The organism is Pseudocolwellia antarctica, assembly GCF_049933045.1.
Lineage (GTDB): Bacteria > Pseudomonadota > Gammaproteobacteria > Enterobacterales > Alteromonadaceae > Pseudocolwellia.
The window spans coordinates 4,190,733-4,212,062 of sequence record NZ_CP187926.1 but is presented as its reverse complement, the minus strand read 5'-3'; the positions used below and the strand labels follow the sequence as shown (position 1 = coordinate 4,212,062).

Annotated in this window: 17 protein-coding genes; 3 read left to right on the top strand and 14 right to left on the bottom strand. The window is 36.6% G+C overall.

The features are described from left to right. Nucleotides 1-9 precede the first annotated feature (9 nt). The gene (locus ACPUVN_RS18275) at nucleotides 10-2,076 is read left to right on the top strand and encodes a DUF4962 domain-containing protein (protein WP_426369600.1); all 2,067 of its coding nucleotides are present in this window, start codon (nucleotides 10-12) and stop codon (nucleotides 2,074-2,076) included. Nucleotides 2,077-2,207: 131 nt separating this feature from the next. Here the strand turns inward: ACPUVN_RS18275 and ACPUVN_RS18270 are convergent, their stop codons facing one another. Next, a complete protein-coding gene (locus tag ACPUVN_RS18270; RefSeq protein WP_426369599.1) occupies nucleotides 2,208-2,972 on the bottom strand; it encodes a 2,5-didehydro-3-deoxy-L-galactonate 5-reductase in 765 nt (254 codons plus the stop codon). A gap of 348 nt (nucleotides 2,973-3,320) precedes the next feature. On the opposite strand from ACPUVN_RS18270, the gene ACPUVN_RS18265 reads away from it, so the two are divergent. Further along, nucleotides 3,321-4,652, top strand: coding sequence for an MATE family efflux transporter (locus tag ACPUVN_RS18265; protein WP_426358891.1), 1,332 nt, complete (start codon nucleotides 3,321-3,323; stop codon nucleotides 4,650-4,652). Between the two features lie 147 nt (nucleotides 4,653-4,799). Here the strand turns inward: ACPUVN_RS18265 and ACPUVN_RS18260 are convergent, their stop codons facing one another. The 12 genes from ACPUVN_RS18260 to ACPUVN_RS18205 all read right to left on the bottom strand — a co-directional run bounded on the left by ACPUVN_RS18260 (nucleotide 4,800) and on the right by ACPUVN_RS18205 (nucleotide 19,010). Further along, a complete protein-coding gene (locus tag ACPUVN_RS18260; RefSeq protein ID WP_426369598.1) occupies nucleotides 4,800-5,921 on the bottom strand; it encodes a polysaccharide lyase family 7 protein in 1,122 nt (373 codons plus the stop codon). Between the two features lie 92 nt (nucleotides 5,922-6,013). Further along, on the bottom strand, nucleotides 6,014-6,496 hold the full coding sequence (locus ACPUVN_RS18255) for a gluconokinase (RefSeq protein WP_426369597.1): 483 nt from the start codon (nucleotides 6,494-6,496) through the stop codon (nucleotides 6,014-6,016). A 35-nt stretch (nucleotides 6,497-6,531) separates the two neighbouring features. Beyond that, nucleotides 6,532-7,830 carry a TRAP transporter large permease gene (locus ACPUVN_RS18250; protein WP_426369596.1) on the bottom strand — a complete coding sequence of 433 codons (1,299 nt, stop codon included), beginning with the start codon at nucleotides 7,828-7,830 and terminating at the stop codon, nucleotides 6,532-6,534. Between the two features lie 2 nt (nucleotides 7,831-7,832). Then, the gene (locus ACPUVN_RS18245; RefSeq protein WP_426369595.1) at nucleotides 7,833-8,327 is read right to left on the bottom strand and encodes a TRAP transporter small permease; all 495 of its coding nucleotides are present in this window, start codon (nucleotides 8,325-8,327) and stop codon (nucleotides 7,833-7,835) included. Beyond that, a complete protein-coding gene (locus tag ACPUVN_RS18240) occupies nucleotides 8,320-9,318 on the bottom strand; it encodes a TRAP transporter substrate-binding protein (RefSeq protein ID WP_426358896.1) in 999 nt (332 codons plus the stop codon). The genes ACPUVN_RS18245 and ACPUVN_RS18240 overlap by 8 nt, the downstream gene beginning before the upstream one ends. 180 nt (nucleotides 9,319-9,498) lie before the next feature. Continuing rightward, on the bottom strand, nucleotides 9,499-9,933 hold the full coding sequence (locus ACPUVN_RS18235) for an RbsD/FucU domain-containing protein (RefSeq protein WP_426358897.1): 435 nt from the start codon (nucleotides 9,931-9,933) through the stop codon (nucleotides 9,499-9,501). An 81-nt stretch (nucleotides 9,934-10,014) separates the two neighbouring features. Beyond that, the gene (locus ACPUVN_RS18230; protein WP_426358898.1) at nucleotides 10,015-10,779 is read right to left on the bottom strand and encodes an SDR family NAD(P)-dependent oxidoreductase; all 765 of its coding nucleotides are present in this window, start codon (nucleotides 10,777-10,779) and stop codon (nucleotides 10,015-10,017) included. 197 nt (nucleotides 10,780-10,976) lie between these two features. Then, nucleotides 10,977-13,208, bottom strand: a complete 2,232-nt coding sequence (locus ACPUVN_RS18225; protein WP_426358899.1) for a polysaccharide lyase 6 family protein — start codon at nucleotides 13,206-13,208, stop codon at nucleotides 10,977-10,979. A gap of 660 nt (nucleotides 13,209-13,868) precedes the next feature. Next, complete coding sequence (gene ssb, locus ACPUVN_RS18220; RefSeq protein ID WP_426369594.1) at nucleotides 13,869-14,555, bottom strand: single-stranded DNA-binding protein; 687 nt, start codon at nucleotides 14,553-14,555, stop codon at nucleotides 13,869-13,871. Between the two features lie 438 nt (nucleotides 14,556-14,993). Continuing rightward, complete coding sequence (locus ACPUVN_RS18215) at nucleotides 14,994-15,398, bottom strand: acyl-CoA thioesterase (protein WP_426358900.1); 405 nt, start codon at nucleotides 15,396-15,398, stop codon at nucleotides 14,994-14,996. Between the two features lie 68 nt (nucleotides 15,399-15,466). Beyond that, nucleotides 15,467-16,825, bottom strand: a complete 1,359-nt coding sequence (pssA, locus tag ACPUVN_RS18210) for a CDP-diacylglycerol--serine O-phosphatidyltransferase (RefSeq protein ID WP_426369593.1) — start codon at nucleotides 16,823-16,825, stop codon at nucleotides 15,467-15,469. A gap of 118 nt (nucleotides 16,826-16,943) precedes the next feature. Continuing rightward, nucleotides 16,944-19,010, bottom strand: coding sequence for an FAD-dependent oxidoreductase (locus ACPUVN_RS18205; RefSeq protein ID WP_426358902.1), 2,067 nt, complete (start codon nucleotides 19,008-19,010; stop codon nucleotides 16,944-16,946). 404 nt (nucleotides 19,011-19,414) lie between these two features. Here ACPUVN_RS18205 and ACPUVN_RS18200 point away from each other — a divergent pair, with 404 nt between their 5' ends. Beyond that, the gene (locus ACPUVN_RS18200; protein ID WP_426369592.1) at nucleotides 19,415-19,927 is read left to right on the top strand and encodes a hypothetical protein; all 513 of its coding nucleotides are present in this window, start codon (nucleotides 19,415-19,417) and stop codon (nucleotides 19,925-19,927) included. Nucleotides 19,928-19,951: 24 nt separating this feature from the next. On the opposite strand, the gene ACPUVN_RS18195 is transcribed toward ACPUVN_RS18200, so the two are convergent. Beyond that, nucleotides 19,952-21,328, bottom strand: a complete 1,377-nt coding sequence (locus ACPUVN_RS18195) for an MFS transporter (protein ID WP_426358904.1) — start codon at nucleotides 21,326-21,328, stop codon at nucleotides 19,952-19,954. Nucleotides 21,329-21,330 lie beyond the last annotated feature (2 nt).

The following is a 21,330-nucleotide window of genomic DNA, read 5'->3' as shown; positions in this document are numbered from 1 at the left end:
GGTTTAACCATGAATTATTTATTAATTAACGATCAGCTTGAACTGTTAAAACAAGATTTAAAAACAACACGTAAAGAACACTTCACTCGCCTAATTGAGCAATGCCGTTTATATGAAGGCCAAGCGTTATCTAAAGAGCATCCACCAACAAGTATTACGTACATTGGTATGGCTGCGGCAAACTTAAGTTTGGCTTATTTATTAACAGAGCAAGACCATTACCTTCAAGAAGCTAAACGTTGGATATTTACAGCGGTTGACTACGATGTGTGGGGTTATGGCTTTTTAGTAGATGTAGATTTAAGTGCCTCTTGGATGTTGTTTGGTTTAGGCTTGTCTTACGATTGGTTAAAAGATCATTTAACAGAAGAAGAAAGAACTAAGTTTTTAAACAAACTGATCCTGCAAGGGAACAAAATATTCGATTATGGCCAAGAGAACTTAGGTCATTGTTGGTCTACTAATTACTGGCAAAACCATAACTGGATCAATTACTCGGGTTTACTAACAACAGCTTATGCTATCCGTAGCGAGCACTCTGGTTCTGAAAAATGGATTGATGAAATTCAAGACAACTTCGACAAAGTGTTTAACTACTTACCTGAAGATGGTTCAAATTACGAAGGCACTGGTTACTGGAATTTCGCAATGAAGTTCTTCTTAGTGGCTGCCGACCTTATCCGTAAAGATGCTGGTACTAATCACTTCGAATCAGAGTTTATGAAAAACACCTTTAATTACCGTCTATATCAATGTGCGCCAAACTGGGAAGAAAACATCAATTTTGCAGATGTACATGATAGAAGAAGCTCACACACAATATGTTCATACTATAAAATAGCCTCTGAATATAACAACAATCAAGCACAGTGGTTAGGTGAAATGGTACGCACTAAATTCTTATTTAGAGAAGCGTATGAAAGTAAAATTTTCCCAGGTATTTTACCTGAAGCATTCTTAGAACTAATTTGGTTTAACCCTGAAATTGAAGAAAAGTCACCTGAAGATTTACCACTCAATAAATATTTTGAGGATCTAGGTTTAGTCGTTATGCGATCAAGCTGGGATACTGATGCAACGCATCTTTCATTCAAATCAAGCCCAGCTGGTGGCCATAAACAATGGGAAGAAAGCTGGAAGTTAGATGAAGCAAACAACTGGAAAACTCGTAGCCTTACGCATTACCATGTTGATTTTAACCATTTCATTCTTATTCACAATGATGCGTCATTAGTGATTGATGAAGGTTATAACCGAACCTCTAAAGCAGAAATCCATAACCTTATCACTGTTGATGGTACGGGTTGTGTCGGTGAGAAAATTTGGGAAGAAGGTGATTTAAGTGATCCAGTTCGCTTCGACTTAAACTGCAAAGGTATTCATAACGTTTGGAGAGATGTACCTAAAGAAGCTATCGCTAAAGTTGAAGCCTATTCAAGCGAAGACGGTTATGCCTATGTTGTGGGTGAATCAAGCCGTATGTATTACCCAGAGATGGAGTTAACCCGTAATGCTAGACACATTGTAAACAGTGAATGTGGTTACTTTATTTTATTAGACGAATTAGAGAGTGATTTAGAACATACTTATACTTGGCGTATTCATTCTGAAAAGTTTGCCGATAAAGTAAGCGATGACCATTTTGAAATTGTAAATGGTAAAGGTGCCTTAAACGTATTTACAGCATTTCCGAAAGCCCGAGCAACTCACGTTGATGAAACTATCGTTGAAGAAATAATGACACCGCAACGTCCTGACGATATTAGACGCATCAGCTTAAAAACATTATTAATTGAAACCCCTGAAAAAAGTAAAAATGCTTACTTTCTTAATGTATTCCAACCAAAAGATACGTTAAAGGGTGATAACAGCGATAATATTTCGGTTAAATCGATTGAAGGTGAACAATGTATTGGTGTTGAAATAACATCAAAATCACACATTGAAACCTTCTTATTCTCTAGCGAAAACAACATTGATTACAACGGTATTACCTCTCAATCTAAATGGATTTCTATCCTAAAAGATAAAGCGGGCAACCTGGTTAAAACAACAAGCTATGATGGTGTTGAATAACTCAAGAATTAGCGTATTGTAGATTTAGAACATATAAAAAAAGCGATATAACAACTTATGTTATATCGCTTTTTTTATGTACGTTCTTATATCATAGATAAATAAATTTCTAACTTTCAATTAATAAATATCTATCTTCCCATCCATCCGCCATCTACTAGTAAAGTTGTACCATTTACATAGCTAGAGGCTTCAGAAGCTAAGAACACAGCCGGACCTTTAAAATCTTCAGGATCTCCCCAACGTCCTTGAGGAATACGACCTAAAATAGCAGCTGAACGTTCAGGATCATTTCGTAGCCCTTCTGTATTGTCAGTATTTATATACCCTGGAGCAATGCCATTAACATTCACACCTTTTCCAGCCCATTCATTTGAAAGTGCCATAACTAATTGTCCGATAGCACCTTTACTTGCTGCATATCCAGGAACGGTAATTCCACCTTGAAAGGTCAACAAAGACGCTGTAAAAATAATTTTACCTGCACCACGAGAAACCATTTCTTTACCAATTTCACGACTTAAAATAAATTGTGAGTTTAAGTTAACATCAATCACTTTATCCCATAGTTCATCAGTATGCTCGACCGCTGGTGCACGTAATATGGTGCCTGCGTTATTGACTAAAATATCAATTTGAGGAAAGTCGGCTTTAACTTCTGCGATAAATGAATATAATGCCGTTCGATCTGAAAAGTCGCATTGATAACCTTTAAAATTCTTGCCTAGAGCATTCACTTCTTTCTCTATATCAGAACCTTCTAGTTCTAAACTAGCTGAAACACCAATAATATCAGCTCCTGCAGAAGCAAGCCCTAACGCAATAGCTTTGCCAATACCACGTTTACAACCCGTTACTAAAGCAACTTTCCCTTCTAAGCTAAACTTTTCTAACATGCTAATTATTTCCCTAATTCTCTATGTGTCATCATGCGTACTCAAATGTCATGCTACGATTGTAGCTTCAACATACTATCATTTATGTTTAAAGCGCTACACCTTGCTTCGGGTTTATTCACCTAAATATCTTGTATATTAACCTGATGCTAGCCCGTATAAAAAAGAGGTTAGCCCATTTCATGATTTAACTTTATTTATCTATGCTATAGATATTATCACTAGTGAAATTCCTATAAAATAGTCCTTATATAATATTACATTTCTGAGATGATATTTATCTCTAATTTTGTTGCTTTGCTCTTTAAGTATGAATAAGAATTTGGCATTTTTGATAAAGGTTTTTTCTTGATTATTACCAATATGTATATCCGAAAGAATTTAGCTCTTTCTTGGCCTTTAGCCTTTAACGCTTTACTCGTTCAATCAATGTTAATGATTGATACTTTACTTATCGCACCCTTAGGTGAATTACCTGTTGCTGCTATGGGTATAGCAACAACGATAGTAGCTTTTGCTTTAGGGATTGAAGTAGCTATAGGTAATGGCGTTCAGCTTCTAGTAGGCAGAGCTTATGGTGCAAAAAGTCAGGCTGAACTTGCTGTTGCTTATTGGTCTGGGTTGTTGATTAATATATCTACTTCTTTAATTTTTCTCTTTATTCTTACCTTTTTTAGTCATGAATTGGTTGCCAGCATTACCGATAATATTGAAATAGCGCGTCTGGCTGAAACCTATATATCAATTATTAAATACATTGTTTTAATAACAGCATACACCCAAGTGTGTACCGCTTTTTGCAATGGTCGTGGTAATACGAAAGTCCCCTTAAAAGGCTTTATGATTGAGTTACCCGTTAACGCTTTACTCAGCTACTTCTTAATTAATGGGGTTGCAGGTTATGAAGGGCTAGGTTTAGAAGGAGCTGCATGGGGAAGCCTTATCGCTGTGACATTGAGAGGTGTATTTCTTTATATTGCTTTGAAAACTAATAATAAGGTTGATTTATCCTACCCTCAAAATAGAAAGTTTTGGTTTGAAATTAAACCTCAGTTTGCAGAGATATACCCCATTGCGGCTAATTTCTTTGTTCTGTCGATCGGAGCTACTGTCTATCAACTATTATTTGCACAACTCGACTTATTCTCGTTCGTTGCTATTACGTTAATATTTCCTTGGATCAGGGCAGCGACACAGTTTCCAAATGCATGGGCACAAGCGTCAGCTATCAGTATCAGTCAAGCGCTAGGTCAAAAGGATAAAGGTGAACTCAAGTTATTTATATCTAGTTGTACACAGGTTGGTATGCTGCTTTCAGCAATGGTTGCAGCTCTGCTGTTTATACTCAGTTTATGTATCCAATTTGTTTATCCAGATATTGAACCTGAGACTCAAATAGCCTTAATGATAATTACGCCACTTTATATCATTCTTCCTATTATTCGAGCTTACAACACAGTAGCAGGCAATATACTGCGAGCGCTTGGTAATAGTAACCTTGTGTTAAAGATTCACTTCATTACCCAATGGGCGATATCATTACCAGTTTGTGCTCTTTTGATATTACATTTTGATGTTTCAATTTTTTGGGCATTTGCCATGATCCCAATAGAAGAATTACTTAAAACAGTGCCATTTTATCGATATAAGAAGTTTCATATCAACCGTATGGATATGTGATAAAACATGGCGAGTATTGAAAGTATTTGAAAACATAATGGTTGAATAACAAAAGGCTTCTCAGCACAAATACTCTTTGTGTTCAGAAGCCTTTATTCCATACCCTCTAATCAGTCAGTAATCACTGACTAATTGAGTTTATGTTTATTAACTTTTAGGTTTTTGCGCAACGTCTGTCGTCAATCGCATAAACGTTACTTGCGTATAATCACCATTAGCTTTATCTACTTCCCAATCACCTGTACCTGGGCATGCTGGGTAGCGGAAGCTAGTAGCATCTGCTGTACTACATTGATTATATGCGCCAGCTTTAAAGTGATTACCCTCACCTGTATAGCCTTTAGGATTATCTAGCTCATCAACCTTGCCATAAGCGTCAACATTGTTGGTTAGATCAATTTCAAACTTAGTTGTTCCATGACGAGCACTCGTAAAGCTCAAGTACATAGTATTTTCATACACATTCACTTCATAACTAAAGGCTTCATCTAACGCGATACCATCTTCACCAGGTTCGTTCATATCTAACCAAGCTTTACCCCAAACTGGGTAACTGATATCAATTCTGTTTGGATCGTCCTTTTCTAGATTACGTTCGTAATTCCAAAATACTGAACCATATTTGTGATCAGGCAGCTTTTTATAATAAATCTTTAAAGGTTCGTTACCCCAGCCGTAACCTTCACTTTCTTCTCTACGCTTTTTATCTTGAACAGCATGCACTTGACCAATTACAACTGAAAAAGCTGTAGGTTTTTCTGCATATTTAGCACGAGTAGAAACATGGTCTACCTTTAGTGTCGCCTGTAAGTTACCACCAATTTGTGAAAATTGGTCAGCACGTCTATTAGCCTTAAGAGCAAAGTTGTTTTTAAAGTCTCTTTTCTTGCCTTTTACGCCACCTAACATGTGATGTAACTCACTACGCGTATTTGTAGAGTTAACAGAAGTCATGGCTTTATTAGGCGCAGCAAACACCATATTGCCATCAGCATCTAAATAGAAAAAATCTGGGTGCTGATAGGTTTGAAGATCTTTAATACCAATAACATCAACAATACCGTCTTTATCCGTATCGGTAGGTGCATCAATTTGCCATTGCGTCAGGTCAAACTTTTCAGCAGGGAACATAACACGCTGCTCACTTGTGGCAGAGCCTGCTTTATTACTTGTATTAGCACTCTCGCTATCTGTTGTTACACAGCCTTGCAGAGTTAAAGTACCTAATGCTATTGCACTGAAAGGAAATAGTAATTTTCTTATATTCATCATTTACACTCAGTTTATTATCGCAAGATATCGCGAATATTTATTGCAGGGAATAAAACAGCTGAAGCCTCCAAAAGAAAGCGTCGAACTGCTTATGTTATTTTTTGTAAAATCTCAGTAATCATGTCATCTAAAGAGCTAGAAATTGACACCGTTAACGCTTCTTGAGGAACTTCTAAAGTTGCTAGTTGGCTCTGCAATAAGGTTTCAGGCATATAGTGCGATTCTCGATTGCGTAAACGTGACGATAAGAGCTCTTGGCTACCTTCGAGATAAATAAATTGCACAACCTTGTTTGTCGTTGAGCTTAAAAGTTCTCGATAACTTTGCTTTAGAGCAGAACACGCTAAAACGGCACCGCCATCACTCTCCCATTGCACAATATTATTAGCCAGTAAGGTTAACCATGGCTTACGATCTTCATCAGTTAGCGGTGTACCTTGTGACATTTTTTCAATACTTTCAGGAAAATGGAAATCGTCAGCATCGTAAAAAGGTACTGACAATTTTTCAGATAAAAGGCTACCAACGGTCGATTTACCACAACCACTCACGCCCATTACTATATAAATCATAAAAACACTCTAATTAAGTTAAAACTGATACAAGGCTAATACAAGCCAAATAGTTTAGGCAGAAACTCACTAATCGCTGGAACATAAGTGACTAACATCAAAATACAAAACATTGCGATGTAAAGAGGCATTAATGGACGAATGATTTTACCTATCGTGGTTTTTGCTACCGCACAACTTACAAATAATACAGCGCCAACTGGAGGTGAACAAAGCCCTATAGATAAGTTAAGAACAATCATAATACCGAAGTGTAATGGCGACATCCCCAATTCAAGCGCTACAGGTAGGAAGATTGGCGTAAAAATAAGTACCGCTGGAGTCATATCCATAAAGGCACCAACAGCAAGTAAAGTCAGGTTGATGATCAATAGAATAAGTAATGGGTTATCGCTGAGCATCAACAAGAAATCAGTAATGGCTTGCGGGATATTTTCATAAGATAAAATCCACGACATTGCTGATGATGCGCCAATTAATAGCATAACAATCGCCGTAGTTTCACCCGACTTTAATAAAATAGCAGGCAGTTGCGACACTTTAACTTCTTTATAAAAAACAACCGATAACAATAATGAATAAATAACGGCGATAGCGCCTGCTTCTGTCGGTGTAAATATGCCACCGATAATGCCACCAATAATAATAAAAATAAGAAATAAGCTAGGCACTGCGGCAAGTACTTTTTTCGCCATTACTCTAACGGGTACGCGTGCTTCAGTAGGGTAACCATTTATTTTTGCATAACCAGAACAAACCAGCATTAATGCTAAAGACACTAAAATACCGGGTAAGTAACCCGCCACAAAAAGTGCAGCAATAGAAACACCGCCACTAGCAATAGCGTAAATAATTAAAATACTACTTGGAGGAATTAACATACCCGTTGTTGCTGCAGCGCCCGTTACCGCGGCACTAAATTCTCGGCTATAACCCTTTTTTTCCATTTCAGGGATCATAAAGCTACCAATAGCGCTGGTTGCTGCAACCGCTGAACCTGAGATAGCACCAAAAAGAGTACACGACAATACATTTACCAAGGCAAGTCCACCTGGCAACATACCAATAAGTGCCATAGCACATTCAATCAAACGCCGAGCAATACCGCCCTGTCCCATGATCAGTCCTGACAACACAAAGAATGGAATAGCTAATAGAGCAAAACTGTCTATACCACCCGCTAATCGTTGCGCGATAGTAGTCGCTGCAGGAATAAAATCTATGCTGTAAAGCATAGTAACAAAGGTCGCTATACCAATACTGAATGAAATAGGGATATTCATAATTAACAGTACGAGGAACACTGACAATAAAATAAGTCCTGAGAATTCCATGATTATGCTCCCTTCTTAATGTTTAATATTTGTGAAAGTAATCCTGAAATTTTCATTAAAGCGATGTATACGATGATCGCGCCAGAAATTGGCACTACGCTATAGATGTAACCCATTTTTATTTCTAATGCGGCTGAAATCTGAGGTGGATCAAAAGTTAATAAAACAAGAGAAACACCGCCAACCACCATAACCGCTATAGCAAAAGTCATAATGATTAAGTGAGATACAATACCCACCCAATAACGTGATAATTGATTCAACTTATTTGTGGCTATGTCTAAACCTAGATGTGCATTTGAATGGTAGCCATAAGCACCACCTAATAAGCCAATCCAAATTAATAAGAAACGCGATAACTCTTCTGTAATTGAGCTAGGCGACTGTAATACAAAACGTGAAAACACTTGAATAGTAACAACAATAACAATGGCGGATGATAGAAAAATCACTAAGAATTTTAATACGCTAATAATCCATAAATATAGCTTATTCATTTGACTCTCCTTGCACTGCCATATCATTTACTCTTTCTAAATAGTCAGAAATAATGGTTCCTTCAAGGCTTTTATATAATGGTGCTAATGCATCGATGAAAGGCTGCTTGTCTGGGTAAATTATTTCAACACCCGCTTTTTCAACTTCTGTTAATGATTTCTTTTCTAAAGCTAGCCATAACTCTCTTTGCACTTTAACTGAGTCTTTAACTGCCATATTCAGCCAAGTTCTTTGTTGTTCGCTTAATTTAGACATAATGTACTTACTGGCGATAATCACTTCTGGAATAGAGGTATGCTCATCAAGTACATAATATTTAGAAATTTCATAATGATGTGATAAATAAAACATTGGAGGATTGTTTTCAGCGCCATCTACAACGCCTTGCTGTAGTGCAGCATAAAGCTCTCCCATCGAAATAGGAGCTGCGGCACCACCTAAAGATTGCACCATTTTCACCGAACTCTGGCTTTGCATTACTCGTATTTTTCGACCCACTAAGTCTGCAGGTGACTCAACACGATCTTCTGTCATGTAAAAGCTGCGACTGCCCGAGTCGTAATAACCTAACCCAACAAAATGTGCCTTTTCGGTTAGATCTAATAATTCTTGCCCTATATCACTTTCGAGTACTTTCCATTTATGCTCTCGATTTCTAAACAGATAAGGTACTGCATATAACTTCATTTCGGGAACGAAGCCTTCAATCGTTGCAGCAGACACTTGGGTCATAGCTAAACTTCCCATTTGTAGCTGCTCAAGTACTTCACGTTCACCACCTAACTGACTATAAGGATAAATTTTTATCTCCATAGTGTTACCTGAATAAAACGCTAATCTTTCGGCCATATGCTGAATAGCTTTATGGGTGCTGTGCTCAACATCTACAGTATGAGCAATTCGCAATACGGTAACATCGTCATTCTTACTACAGCCCACTAAGGCTAAGCAAAGTATGATGCTCGCATATATTGATGGTAAATTTTTCACTGGTAACTCCCCATAAAACGTATTGCGCTAATTACATTATTTTAATTGTTCTTCATACGGTCCAATATCTATTCTTTGTATTGCTTGCGTATAAGGATTTTTTGTAATTTAACGTACTGTTTTTCTATATTCATGAATTATATTAATAATCATGAATATAATATTAAAAACGATCTTGTTCTAAAAACCGTTTTCTTCTGCCATTTTAACTACCCCAACAGTAAGGATAATATTGGCGAACCGACGTTGTTCACCCGTTTGAATAATTAAAGTTGTTTCGCGTGCTCTAATTTTGTCATAAAAAGCCCATCGTTCCATCGTATCCCAGCTTACATCACCTAATAACGTTTTGTAGCTGTCGTGGATTTCAGCATTAGCTTCTGCTGGTTTTTCCATCACAATGGCCCCTTGAATAGGACAAACTTCAAGTATGCCTTCAAGTACAGTTAACGCATCTAACATACCTGGACGAAAGTTAAGATGAACCGTTGTAGAGTTTGGACCTGTCATAGCGCCTACAGGTAAATTACCATCGGCTATCACCACTTGTGCAAAGTGACCCGATCTACCTAGAGCTTCCATAATCGTTGGATGTATTACCGCTGTTTTAAGCATAAATTTATCTTTATTGAAGTGACAAAATAAAGAAAGCCAGCGCTAAATCTATCTGACTTTCTGACCAAATTGAACAAACGATTACATATTGTAAACGCCGCCATTGATATCTAACGTAGCTCCAGTAATAAAACCATCATACTCAGACGCTAAATAAGCAACAGCACGTGCTACATCATCAGCATTACCTGCACGCTGAATAGGGATACCCGCAACAGTTTCATCTGCTGACTCTTTTGTTGTATGAGTATTATGGAACGATGTACCTAAGATAAGCCCTGGAGCAACAGCATTAACACGTGTACCTTGTGGACCTAACTCAGAAGCTAACGCTCTTGTTAATGTAAGGATAGCGCCTTTACTTGTAGAATAAACAAGTGAACCAGGATGACCGCCTTTACGACCCGCAAGAGAAGCCAAGTTAACAATACTACTATTCTCGTTTTTAGCTAAATGAGGTGCCGCAGCTCTTGTAACAAACATCATTGAAGTAAGGTTAATATCCATTACTTTATGCCAAAACTCTGCATCCATATCGTTCAATAATCTTCGAGCAACTAAAGAGCCCGCGTTATTGATCAAAATGCTCAAACCACCAAGAGACTCAACCGTTTTTTCAACCATCGCATTAGCATCTGCTTCGCTGGTTAAATCACCACTGATTGCGATAGCTTTTTGTCCTTTGCTCGTTGCATATTCAACTAAAGCATTAGCCGTATCTGCACTTGAGAAATAGTGAATAGCAACGTTTGCGCCGCTATCAATGAAATGCTTAGTAATCGCTTCACCAATGCCTTGAGCACCAGCAGTGATAAGGATGTTTTGTCCTGTTAATTTGTTATTCATGTTATTCCTAAATCAATAAAGTAGATAATCGTAATAGATTGTTAATGGTAAGAATCCTGATAATAGAAACCTTGATGTTGTGTCTGTACACGTAAACCAAATACTTCTAAATTAATGTTTCTCAGTAACTTACCTGCCCATGTGACCGAGAAACATTGGAAAATCAATTCAATACATTTTTAATAACAATCAATCAATTACTTATAAGTAACGTTTTTAGTTTTATATCCGTCATTGTTAGCGCGGATTTTTCCTGTATCTTTCATCACAACATCTTTGATCATTGTGACTGGCTCACCATTCGTTAAGTACAGTGAAACTGGAGCACTGTTATCCCAAGTCGTATCAGAAATATTTAATTTTTGAACACCATGGAAATACATAGAAGCACCTGAGCGATGTGTTGAACCTTTACCAACATTAGATAGTTTGTTGTCGGTAATCGTAACAATCGGTCCGAAAGTACTTTCATCAAAACCACCACGGTAAAGTGTTACCACTTCTTCTTTAACATCTTTAAAGGTATTACCTGAAATAGTTAAGTTTTCAACACTGTAAACACCCAGGTCATCCACTTCTCTATTCATTTGTAAAATAGCACCTGTGATATTGATAAATTCTGAATCAAGAATTTCAATTGAGTCAGCAAACGTACCTGCATTCGCTTTAAAGAAGTAGAAATAACCGTTCACATCAAGGTCTGTAACTTTAATGTTACGCACTGACAATGAATAATTGATGTTCATTGAAGTACTGCTCGTATTAATAATATTGTTACCTTTATAATCAGGTGATTCAGCACCATCAAACCAAAGGTTTTCAACTTCTAACGCACCACCATTCTCAATATTAATAAAGTTAGGTTTAAGTGAACGAATAACTGGCTTATCGCCTTTTTTCGCCATAATAGTAATTGGATGATGTACTTCTGCGAATTTAGTCAGTAAATACTTTCCGCCATTTTCAAGTACTAATACATCGCCAGCGCTACTATTATCTAGAGCTGTTAAAATAGTATCGGTACCTGATTTAACATTGATAGTTTTACCGCTCTGAAAGGCAACAATAGCTTCTTTTTTAGAGTAAAAACTTGCACCCGTTTCAGCTTTAGTCACAGGTAATTTAACTTCACCAAAACCTATTTTATCGAGCAATGCTTTTGATGGTGATTTTAAGCCATACTTGTTAACTGTTACGTCATAAGGCGTGCTAGCAAAACCAGATTTAATTGGCGTGCTTGCTTCTTCATTTAATAAGTTACCTTTGAAATCAATACCTGACATATCATCATATAAATTGAATACCGTGTTACCTAAAATGATGTTGTTTTTAAATTCAGAGGTTGTAGGCGGAGCAGAACGTTCTTCATCAGAACCCGCACCCAATTCAATAAAGCTACTATCGATAACAATATTATTGTTCATTGCAGAGTCAATTACTGGGTCATAACGATTTGGTGGTGAATTAGGTACACCATTCATAATAACTAACGCACCACGTAATCTTGTGCCCGTTAAACCATACATATAGTTGTTACTAACAGATTGGCTTTCATTGATGATACGAATACCACCCGTGTTTGGCTTGCCGTTACCTAAAAAGTAATTGCCTTCTACTTTAGTAAAGTGGCCATGGCGCATAGTTAATGTACCTTGAGTTTCGAAGAACACATTCTTGATCAGTGAATTACCACTTGATTTGTTTGAAATTATTTCATGCTCACCATTAGTACGATCAAAGTAGTTATATTGGGCAGTAGTATTTGAATATTCTCTTGAGAAGTGACTTGTACCTATACGTAATGTTTCACCACCATTAGAACCTAAGATTTGACGAGGACCAAAATAGTTGTATTCAATAAGGTGATTGTTTTTGCGACTAGCTTCAGTGTTCATACGAACCGCTAAAGTTACACCACGATTACGCTTATTAACTAAAGAGTTATGATCAAAATGGTTATTCTTACCATACATAGCAACCCATAAATCAGACATTGGGCGATCAACGGTACTAAAGTTATCAATAACAATATTAGTTACGCGAGTATGATTAGCCACATCATCTTTTGATGTTCTAAAAGAAACGACTTCACCTGTTGGTGTTGAACCATCTTTAAAGACTAAACCTGAAATTACAAGATACTCACCTGAAAAACTCAAGTTAGATTGTCCTGTAATAATCACTTTACCTGGTGTTTGCGCTTTTAATTCAATCAGTTTTTTTGGTGTACCTTTAGCTTTAAAAACTAACTCAACATCGCTCCAAGTACCGTCAGCTAAAACAATCTCGCCACCTGGCTTAACTTTAGCAACCGCTTTATTAAATTGTTCAAGGTTCTTTACCAGTTCAGCATTACTTGTTTGCGAATATGAGAAAAGCGCAAAAAACAATACGACTGGATAAAAATGTAATTTAGAATTTTTCAACATATTTTATTCCCCGATCTTTATTTTTTATGTACTAAAAAGAAATACTTCAAATGAACTAAAACGGTTTATATATTTATTAACACAATAAGCATTTTTACAAAAAACATAGCCCTGAGATCAATTTAAAAACTTGGTCTTACACTATACTTACAGACCTTGTTACTTTCAGTAGACTTAATACAACGTTAGATTTGCTGTTATAAATATTTCCATTCTTAACTTTAGCTTACAAGAAAACTTTCAACACTGCACGTACTAAAACGATTTAGTTTTGGTAAATCAAGGAGTATTTATAGCCTAAAATTAACAAATATCAAAGTGGATTAATAAAATAATAAATATATAACAGTAACTTAACTACCTAAGAACAATCAATGAACGTGTTTTTAAATTGATTTTTACTTTTTAAAATAAACTTCATTTATTTATGCTTTTATCTTTAAGTAATTCAAGGAATATTCTGTAACGCTTTCATCATTAAAATAAAGAAGTAGAGAACTTAGAATTAAAACGTTTGATAGATATTGATTTGATGATGCAGGTCATTAAGAAGCTAAATGAACCGACACTTATGGACGGCAATAAAAAAGGCCCTTATAAATAAGGGCCTGATTAAGTATTTTTATCTTTTAGTTTTTTTAAAAACTGTTTTCTCAGAATCTAAAACGGGATGTCATCATCAAAATCAATAGTAGGCTCTTGAGGATTTACCTTAGGAGCAGCAGGCTGTTGCTTTTGTTGTTGGAAGCCACCAGGATGAGCTGGAGCTTCTCGCTGCTGATAACCACCTGGTTGAGCTGGTGCTTCTCTTTGCTGATAACCACCTGGCTGCGCTGGAGCTTGGTGTGCTGGAGATCGCTGTTGCTGAAAACCACCTGACTGGGCGGGTGCTTCTCGTTGCTGATAACCACCTTGCTGAGCTGGAGCTTGATTATATTGAGATTGTGCAGGTGCTTGTTGTTGGAAACCACCTTGAGATGCTCCGCCGCCTTGGCCACGAGAATCTAACATTTGCATAATACCGTTATAACCTTGTACTACAACTTCAGTTTTGTACTGGTCTTGGCCTTGCTGGTTTTGCCATTTACGTGTTTGTAATTGGCCTTCAATATAAACTTTAGAACCTTTTTTCAGATATTCGCCAGCTACTTCAGCTAACTTTCCGAATAAAGAAACACTATGCCATTCAGTTTTTTCTTTTGGCTCACCTGTTTGCTTATCTTTCCAGCTTTCAGATGTTGCTACAGTAATGTTAGCAACTGCGCTTCCATTAGGTAAAAAACGAACTTCAGGATCTTGGCCTAAATTTCCAAGAATAATAACTTTGTTAACTCCGCGACTGGCCATGTGTAAATCCTATCTCTGCAGTAATAATGGTCACTGATAATTATTCCTTTAATTAAAATGTATTAAAGAATCACCAATGCTTAAAAATGGGAAATGATTTTACCACGAATATAAATTATTGCTGATATTTTACAAGATATTTTTTACAGCTCATGGTACGAATAATTAATTTAAAATGTAACCAACTGATTTTGTTATCAATAGGTGTTCATTATGTAATTACGAGTGAAAATAGTCTATGTATATCTACTCGTAAATAATGCTTATCTGGCTATCAAGGTATTCTAAAACATGATACCTGCCTATTAAGTATAAAAAATAATACTGATAGCACTTAAATTCTATTATTTATAAATCACGATATATTCCAATAAGAAACTTAGTTCTCAAATTCCGCTCACCAAGATCTGTTAACCGTGACCATTTTGAACTGAAAAGTTACCCTTCATCATTTTCAATAAAATGAGATTGCAGTAAGGCTTTAATATCTTCTGGGATAACTTTAGATTTTTGCTTTTCAAAAGAGAAGTGAACCAAAACCGAAGTGCCTGAAGCGCATTTTATATTGTTTTGCCAAAGCTCTTGGTGAACATCGAATGATGAACTTCCTATTCGACTCACGTAGGTTTTTACTTCCATTTCTTTGCCGTAATGCATTTGCGCATGAAAGGTGACGTCGATTTTGGCTAGAATTAAGCACCATTTTTTAGGATCTAGATTAGGAATGAAAAATCTAAAGATAGGATCACGTCCGCCTTCAAACCAAACAGGTACGTTGGTATTGTTAATATGCCCTAAAGCATCTGTATCGGTGAACTTTGGAGAAAAGATATCGCTAAACATAATCAGCCCTTAAATAAAAAATTAGGTTAACGCTAACGCCATAATTCTTTATTTACAAGGGCTTTGAATTACAAAAATCGTTTAAGTAATCGATCTATTTGAGTAAGACGAATTTTTTTGATGAGTTTTTTAGGTTTCACGGCATAGTCTGCAACAGTATCTAGCTGATCATAATGAGTCAGTACTTCAGTGTTAGCAAAAATAATGTCGGTTTCTTTTTTAAGATCAGGTAGTAATGTTTTATCTACATCATCTAATATCAGACCATTCTCTAAATCTAAAGACCAAGCTCTTGGATTTAAGTTACTGCCTGTTAATAAATGATAACGTTCGTCTGAAACTATACCTTTTAAATGAAAGCTGTTGCATTCATGCTTCCATAATCTAACGGTCAATAAGCCCGAATCTACAAACTTTTGCCAGCGCTTAACAAAACGTTGTAATAACATTTCATATAAATACGGCACAATACCTATAGTGGTAAAGTCTTTTTCTTCGGGAATATAAAAGTCATTCGCGGTTTTATCACCTATCACTATGGTTATTTTAACACCACGTTTTAACGCTTTGATGATGTCTTTTTTTAGTGGTTTAGGTAAATTGAAGTAAGGCGTAAAAATCAGTAAAGATGTTTCACTTTTTTGGATCAGTCGTCTAATGCTTCGATTCAAATCATTACGTAATGCACCACAAGCAACAACAGGTTTGATGATGACATTCTGTTGTGTTTTACATTGAGCCAAACGATAAGAAGAACGTTTGATCAACGCTTTAAGCTGAGCAACAGTAGCTTTACTATAATGAGTAATTTCACCACGGTTGAGTAATGGACATAATTCAGATTCAACAAAAGTAAAATCTAAATAATCACAAAAACTGTTTGAAAGTGGTCTTGAATTGATAAGGTAATAACGGTCAAGTCTGTATTTATCTTCTTGGTGTAGGTAAATATTATTTATACTTGCGCCTGTATAGAACACCGAATGATCAAACACCATGCCTTTTAAATGTAATACACCTAAAAGCTCTTTACTTTTAACGGGTACACCATAAATATCGATAACTTCAGCATACTCTTCTGCAAGCTTCAAATATAAACTACGGTTACCTAAATGCGCTTTTTCACCAATTAAACCACGTCGGGCACGATGAAAATCGACAAATACTTTTATCTCTAAATGAGGATTAGCAATTTTAGCTTTATATAAGGCATGAAGCACTTCTCTACCCGCTTCATCGTCTTGCAGATAAAGTGCGGTTATGTAGATACGACGCTTAGCTTGGGTAATTAAATCAAGTAGAGCTTGTTTATACTGCTTTGCGGAGAAAAATGCTTGAATATCTACATCTGACTTGCCAACTGATGACAACAATTCCATTAACTGCCTTATAATTATTATTTTGAATGTAATGTTTAGCACGACCATAATTCGCGCTTTCAAACAAATATTATAACGTAATTTAACGCCAAATAACCTAAAAGTCAGACTTTTAAGTTATTCGCGTTATTATTTCAGTTGAAATTGAAGGGGATGTTAGTTGAAATTAAATAGTTGAAGCCAGTTCAGCAGCTTGTCTAATCGCTCTTTTTGCATCCAGTTCAGCAGCTACACTAGCGCCACCAATTAAATGCACACTCGCTTGAGCATCAACTAGATCTTGATATAAAGCACGTTGAGGTTGTTGTCCTGCACAGATAATGACGTGGTCAACTTCAAGTAATTTATCTTCTCCGTCAACACTGATAAGTAAGCCATCATCGTTAACTTCTTTGTAAGTAACTCCAGGAACCATCTTAACGTTATGTTTATTTAAAGTCGCTCTATGTATCCAACCTGTTGTTTTACCTAAGCCTGCGCCAACTTTAGTTGTTTTACGCTGAAGTAAATATATCTCACGTTCATTCTTATGTGATTCTTCAAGCTCATCGTTATTAGCTTTAGCTGCAGCGCTTTCTTTTGTAAATAACGCGCCAGCACCTTGATAACTTTTATCTACACCCCAGTTTTTCATCCAAGCGTCAGCATCCATCGTTAACGACTTGTCTTCAGCTAAGTAACACGCAATATCAAAACCTATACCGCCAGCACCAATAATCGCAACTTTATTACCTATCTCTTCTTTGTCTCTTAATACATTTAAATAGCTTTTAACTTTAGGATGTTCAAAGCCTTTTATATCAAGTGTTCGGGGTACAATACCTGTCGCTAATACCACTTCATCAAAACCATCACTGATTAGCTTTTCCGTGTTTACTTCGGTAGATAAGTTAACCGTAACTTTATGATTTTTAAGCTGTTCATTAAAATAGCGTAAAGTTTCGTAAAACTCTTCTTTCCCAGGCACTTGTTTAGCAAAGTTGAATTGTCCACCGATTTCAGATGCTTTATCAAATAAGCTAACCTCATGTCCACGCTGTGCTGCATAAACACTAAAAGCAAGCCCTGCTGGCCCTGCTCCTACAACGGCAATCTTTTTAGACTTAGCTGCTTTTTCAAAGGTAAGCTCGGTTTCATAACAAGCGACTGGATTAACTAAACACGACGCTCTTTTTTGTTTAAATACATGGTCTAAACATGCTTGGTTACAGCCAATGCAGGTATTAATTTGATCACTTTGATCAGCAGCAGCTTTTTGTACAAAATCAGGATCGGCTAAGAATGGTCTCGCCATCGATACCATGTCTGCATGACCATTGGCTAATACACTTTCAGCTACTTCAGGAGTATTGATACGGTTAGTGGTAATAAGTGGAATAGAGACTTCTTTTTTCATACGCTCAGTAATCCAAGTAAAAGCCGCTCTTGGTACTGATGTTGATATGGTAGGAACTCTGGCTTCGTGCCAACCAATACCCGTATTAATTAATGTAGCGCCTGCGGCTTCAATGGCTTTTGCCATAGTAACAACATCTTCCCAGCTGTTACCGCCTTCAACTAAATCGAGCATAGATAAGCGGAAAATAATGATAAATTCTTTGCCGACTTTTTCACGTACTGCTTTCACTGTTTCTACAGCAAAGCGCATACGATTTTCGATACTTCCGCCCCACTCATCGATACGTTTATTGACTCGCACACATGAAAACTGATTTAACAAGTAGCCTTCAGAACCCATAACTTCAACGCCATCGTAACCTGCTTTTTTAGCTAACTTGGTTGAATAGGCAAAATCTTTAATTGTACTTTTAATTTGTCGAACCGACATTTCAGCAGGCGTAAATGGGTTAATAGCTGATTTAACTTTGCTCGATGAAACACTAAATGGATGATAAGCGTAACGACCTGCATGTAATAGCTGAACACATATTTTTGTATCATATTTATGAACGGCTGATGTGATTTTTTTATGTTTGTTAACATGCCAAAACTTACTGAGTTCACTTCCTAAAGGCGCTAAGCGACCTCTTAAATTAGGACTGATCCCTCCAGTAACAATCATACCGACTCCGCCTTTTGCTCTGGCTTCATAGAATGCGGCTAGTTTGTCGAAACCGTTTTTTTCTTCTTCTAAGCCAGTATGCATAGAGCCCATAAGTACTCTATTCGCTAATGTAGTAAAGCCTAGGTCTAAAGGAGCTAGTAAGTTGCTATAAGGAGACGTTTGATTCATGTTCACTCACTATTTTAATGTTTACAAAAGGGCTCAAAAGAATGAATAATAAAATTCATTAAACAGCCAATGGTCGTACCAGTTGATATAAATTAACTCTTGTTAGAGAAAAACTCAACATTATTCGAAAATCATGATCTTTTCATAAGTCTTAAATTCAACTAATCTACACTATCTTATTTACCTTCAGTTCACTATTTTAAATTAACTTAGCTTAGCTCTAACTATAATAAACTACGGCGACAAATCAACTGACGCTAAATAGATATAACAAACTCAATTCATGACTTAGTTATAAAGAGTGTGAAATAACAAAACATTGAATCAATAACACTGTGATAAAATAAAGATGAAAGACACCTCCCCTTTTATTTGATAACCAGAACTCGAGATAAAAAGCAGTAATGAATAAAAAAGATATTATCCAAAAAGTCCTACAACACTTATCTAATGAATTAGAAGCGACTAAATTAGCCGCACATAATGCGCATTTAGCTGCGACTGATGATCAATCGATTGCTGAAACACAATACGATACGGTAGCGATAGAAGCAGGTTATCTCGCTGAAGGACAATCAAAGCGTGTCGAAGAAATTAAACACTCAATTAAGCTATTCGAGCAATTTAATACTCAAGAGTTAGAGGCATCTTCTACCGTTGCTTTAGGTTCTTTAGTTCAGCTAGAAAAAGGTATTGAGAATAATGAATGGCTTTTTATCGCACCTTCTTCGGGTGGTTTTAAATGTGATATAACAAGTGAGAAAGACAATAATCTAACTAACAAGATTACTGTGATAACACCTCATTCCCCTATGGGGCAAGCGTTAATCAATAGAGAAGTGGATGATGAAGTAACGTTATTAATTCAAGGTATTAATAACGTTAAAGATCCAGATTATATCAATGCTATAAGTTAAGGTTTATAACATTGATTTAAGAGGCTAGTTGCTATGTTGTGGATTCAATAAAGCTTTAATACTCAAAATATCCGCTAGCTTTTCATCTATTTTTAAATAAGCCACTGATTCTTGATAAACCAAAGTCGCTTCTAAAACCCCAGGCATGCTAATCAAATGTTCGGCAACTTCATCCGCTTGTTCTTCACTTTGGAGTGAAATAGCAAAACTAAAGTTTTTCGACTTTTTAAGAGGTTTCATACCTAAGGTAAGTACAGCCCACACGATACATAAAATCGCCATAACTAAGAAGATTGATTGCTCACCAAATTTACTCGCAATAGCCCCGCCTACTACACCGCCAGTAAACGCACCTAAGAATTGGCTACTCGAATAAATCCCCATCGCACTACCTTTAACGCCAGCAGGCGCAATACGGGAAAGTATTGATGGCATAGTTGCTTCTAAATAGTTAAAAGCGGTAAAGAACATGATCACTAAAACGACTAAAGACCAAAAACCAAGAGGTAAATACCATAACAGTGATAAAGCTAAAGCCAATAGCAATACTGCGGCAGTAAACATTTGTTTTTCTTTCTGCTTTTTCATCGCAAAAATCATAAAAGGTACCATCAAGAAAAATGATCCTAATAAAGCAGGTAAATAGAGTTGCCAGTGTTGCTCTAAAGCTAAGCCACTCGCTACAAATTGTTTAGGTAAGGTAATAAAACAGGCAGTTAATGCCATGTGCAGAACAAATACACCCGAATTTAATCGGCTAAGTTGTGAGTCTTTTATTAACTTTCGTAATTGCTCAGGTAAGGCAACACTATCACCTTTGGGTGCTTTATTTACGGTGTGAGGCACCATAAATTGAATCATGATCATGGCAAATATACTTAATATAGCAGTGAGCCAAAATAAACCACTTAAACCAAATGACTGCGCCACGATAGGCCCAATCACCATTGCTGCAGCAAAAGATAAACCAATAAACATACCGATAGTTGCCATCACTTTAGGTCGTTGATCTTCACGAGTAATATCAGCAGCTAATGCTAATATGGCACTCGCAATGGCTCCCATACCTTGTAAGGCTCTACCAAAAACAACACCATAAATAGTGTCAGACATGGCAGCGACAACACTACCAAGAAGAAACACCACTAAACCACCTAAAATTATAGGCTTTCGACCATATTTATCAGACAACATGCCCATAGGTATTTGTAGCATTGCTTGCGTCAGACCATAAGCACCAATCGCTAATCCTAGCCATATAGGGCTATAACCCGTAAGTTGCTCACCATATATGGCGAACACAGGTAAGATCATAAACAAGCCAAGCATACGTAAGCCAAATACGGTGGCTAAAGAAAACGCTGCTTTTTTTTCAATTTTATTTAAACCTGTGGTGCTCATCG

Bases quoted from the DNA above. Each gene is read 5' to 3' on its own strand.
- ACPUVN_RS18200 (WP_426369592.1), top strand. From the start codon at position 19,415: ATGAATAAAAAAGATATTATCCAAAAAGTCCTACAACACTTATCTAAT.
- ACPUVN_RS18195 (WP_426358904.1), bottom strand. From the start codon at position 21,328: ATGAGCACCACAGGTTTAAATAAAATTGAAAAAAAAGCAGCGTTTTCT.
- ACPUVN_RS18250 (WP_426369596.1), bottom strand. From the start codon at position 7,830: ATGGAATTCTCAGGACTTATTTTATTGTCAGTGTTCCTCGTACTGTTA.
- ssb (WP_426369594.1), bottom strand. From the start codon at position 14,555: ATGGCCAGTCGCGGAGTTAACAAAGTTATTATTCTTGGAAATTTAGGC.
- ACPUVN_RS18275 (WP_426369600.1), top strand. From the start codon at position 10: ATGAATTATTTATTAATTAACGATCAGCTTGAACTGTTAAAACAAGAT.
- ACPUVN_RS18205 (WP_426358902.1), bottom strand. From the start codon at position 19,010: ATGAATCAAACGTCTCCTTATAGCAACTTACTAGCTCCTTTAGACCTA.
- ACPUVN_RS18245 (WP_426369595.1), bottom strand. From the start codon at position 8,327: ATGAATAAGCTATATTTATGGATTATTAGCGTATTAAAATTCTTAGTG.
- ACPUVN_RS18270 (WP_426369599.1), bottom strand. From the start codon at position 2,972: ATGTTAGAAAAGTTTAGCTTAGAAGGGAAAGTTGCTTTAGTAACGGGT.
- ACPUVN_RS18230 (WP_426358898.1), bottom strand. From the start codon at position 10,779: ATGAATAACAAATTAACAGGACAAAACATCCTTATCACTGCTGGTGCT.
- ACPUVN_RS18255 (WP_426369597.1), bottom strand. From the start codon at position 6,496: ATGATTTATATAGTAATGGGCGTGAGTGGTTGTGGTAAATCGACCGTT.
- pssA (WP_426369593.1), bottom strand. From the start codon at position 16,825: ATGGTCGTGCTAAACATTACATTCAAAATAATAATTATAAGGCAGTTA.
- ACPUVN_RS18260 (WP_426369598.1), bottom strand. From the start codon at position 5,921: ATGAATATAAGAAAATTACTATTTCCTTTCAGTGCAATAGCATTAGGT.
- ACPUVN_RS18235 (WP_426358897.1), bottom strand. From the start codon at position 9,933: ATGCTTAAAACAGCGGTAATACATCCAACGATTATGGAAGCTCTAGGT.
- ACPUVN_RS18225 (WP_426358899.1), bottom strand. From the start codon at position 13,208: ATGTTGAAAAATTCTAAATTACATTTTTATCCAGTCGTATTGTTTTTT.
- ACPUVN_RS18215 (WP_426358900.1), bottom strand. From the start codon at position 15,398: ATGTTTAGCGATATCTTTTCTCCAAAGTTCACCGATACAGATGCTTTA.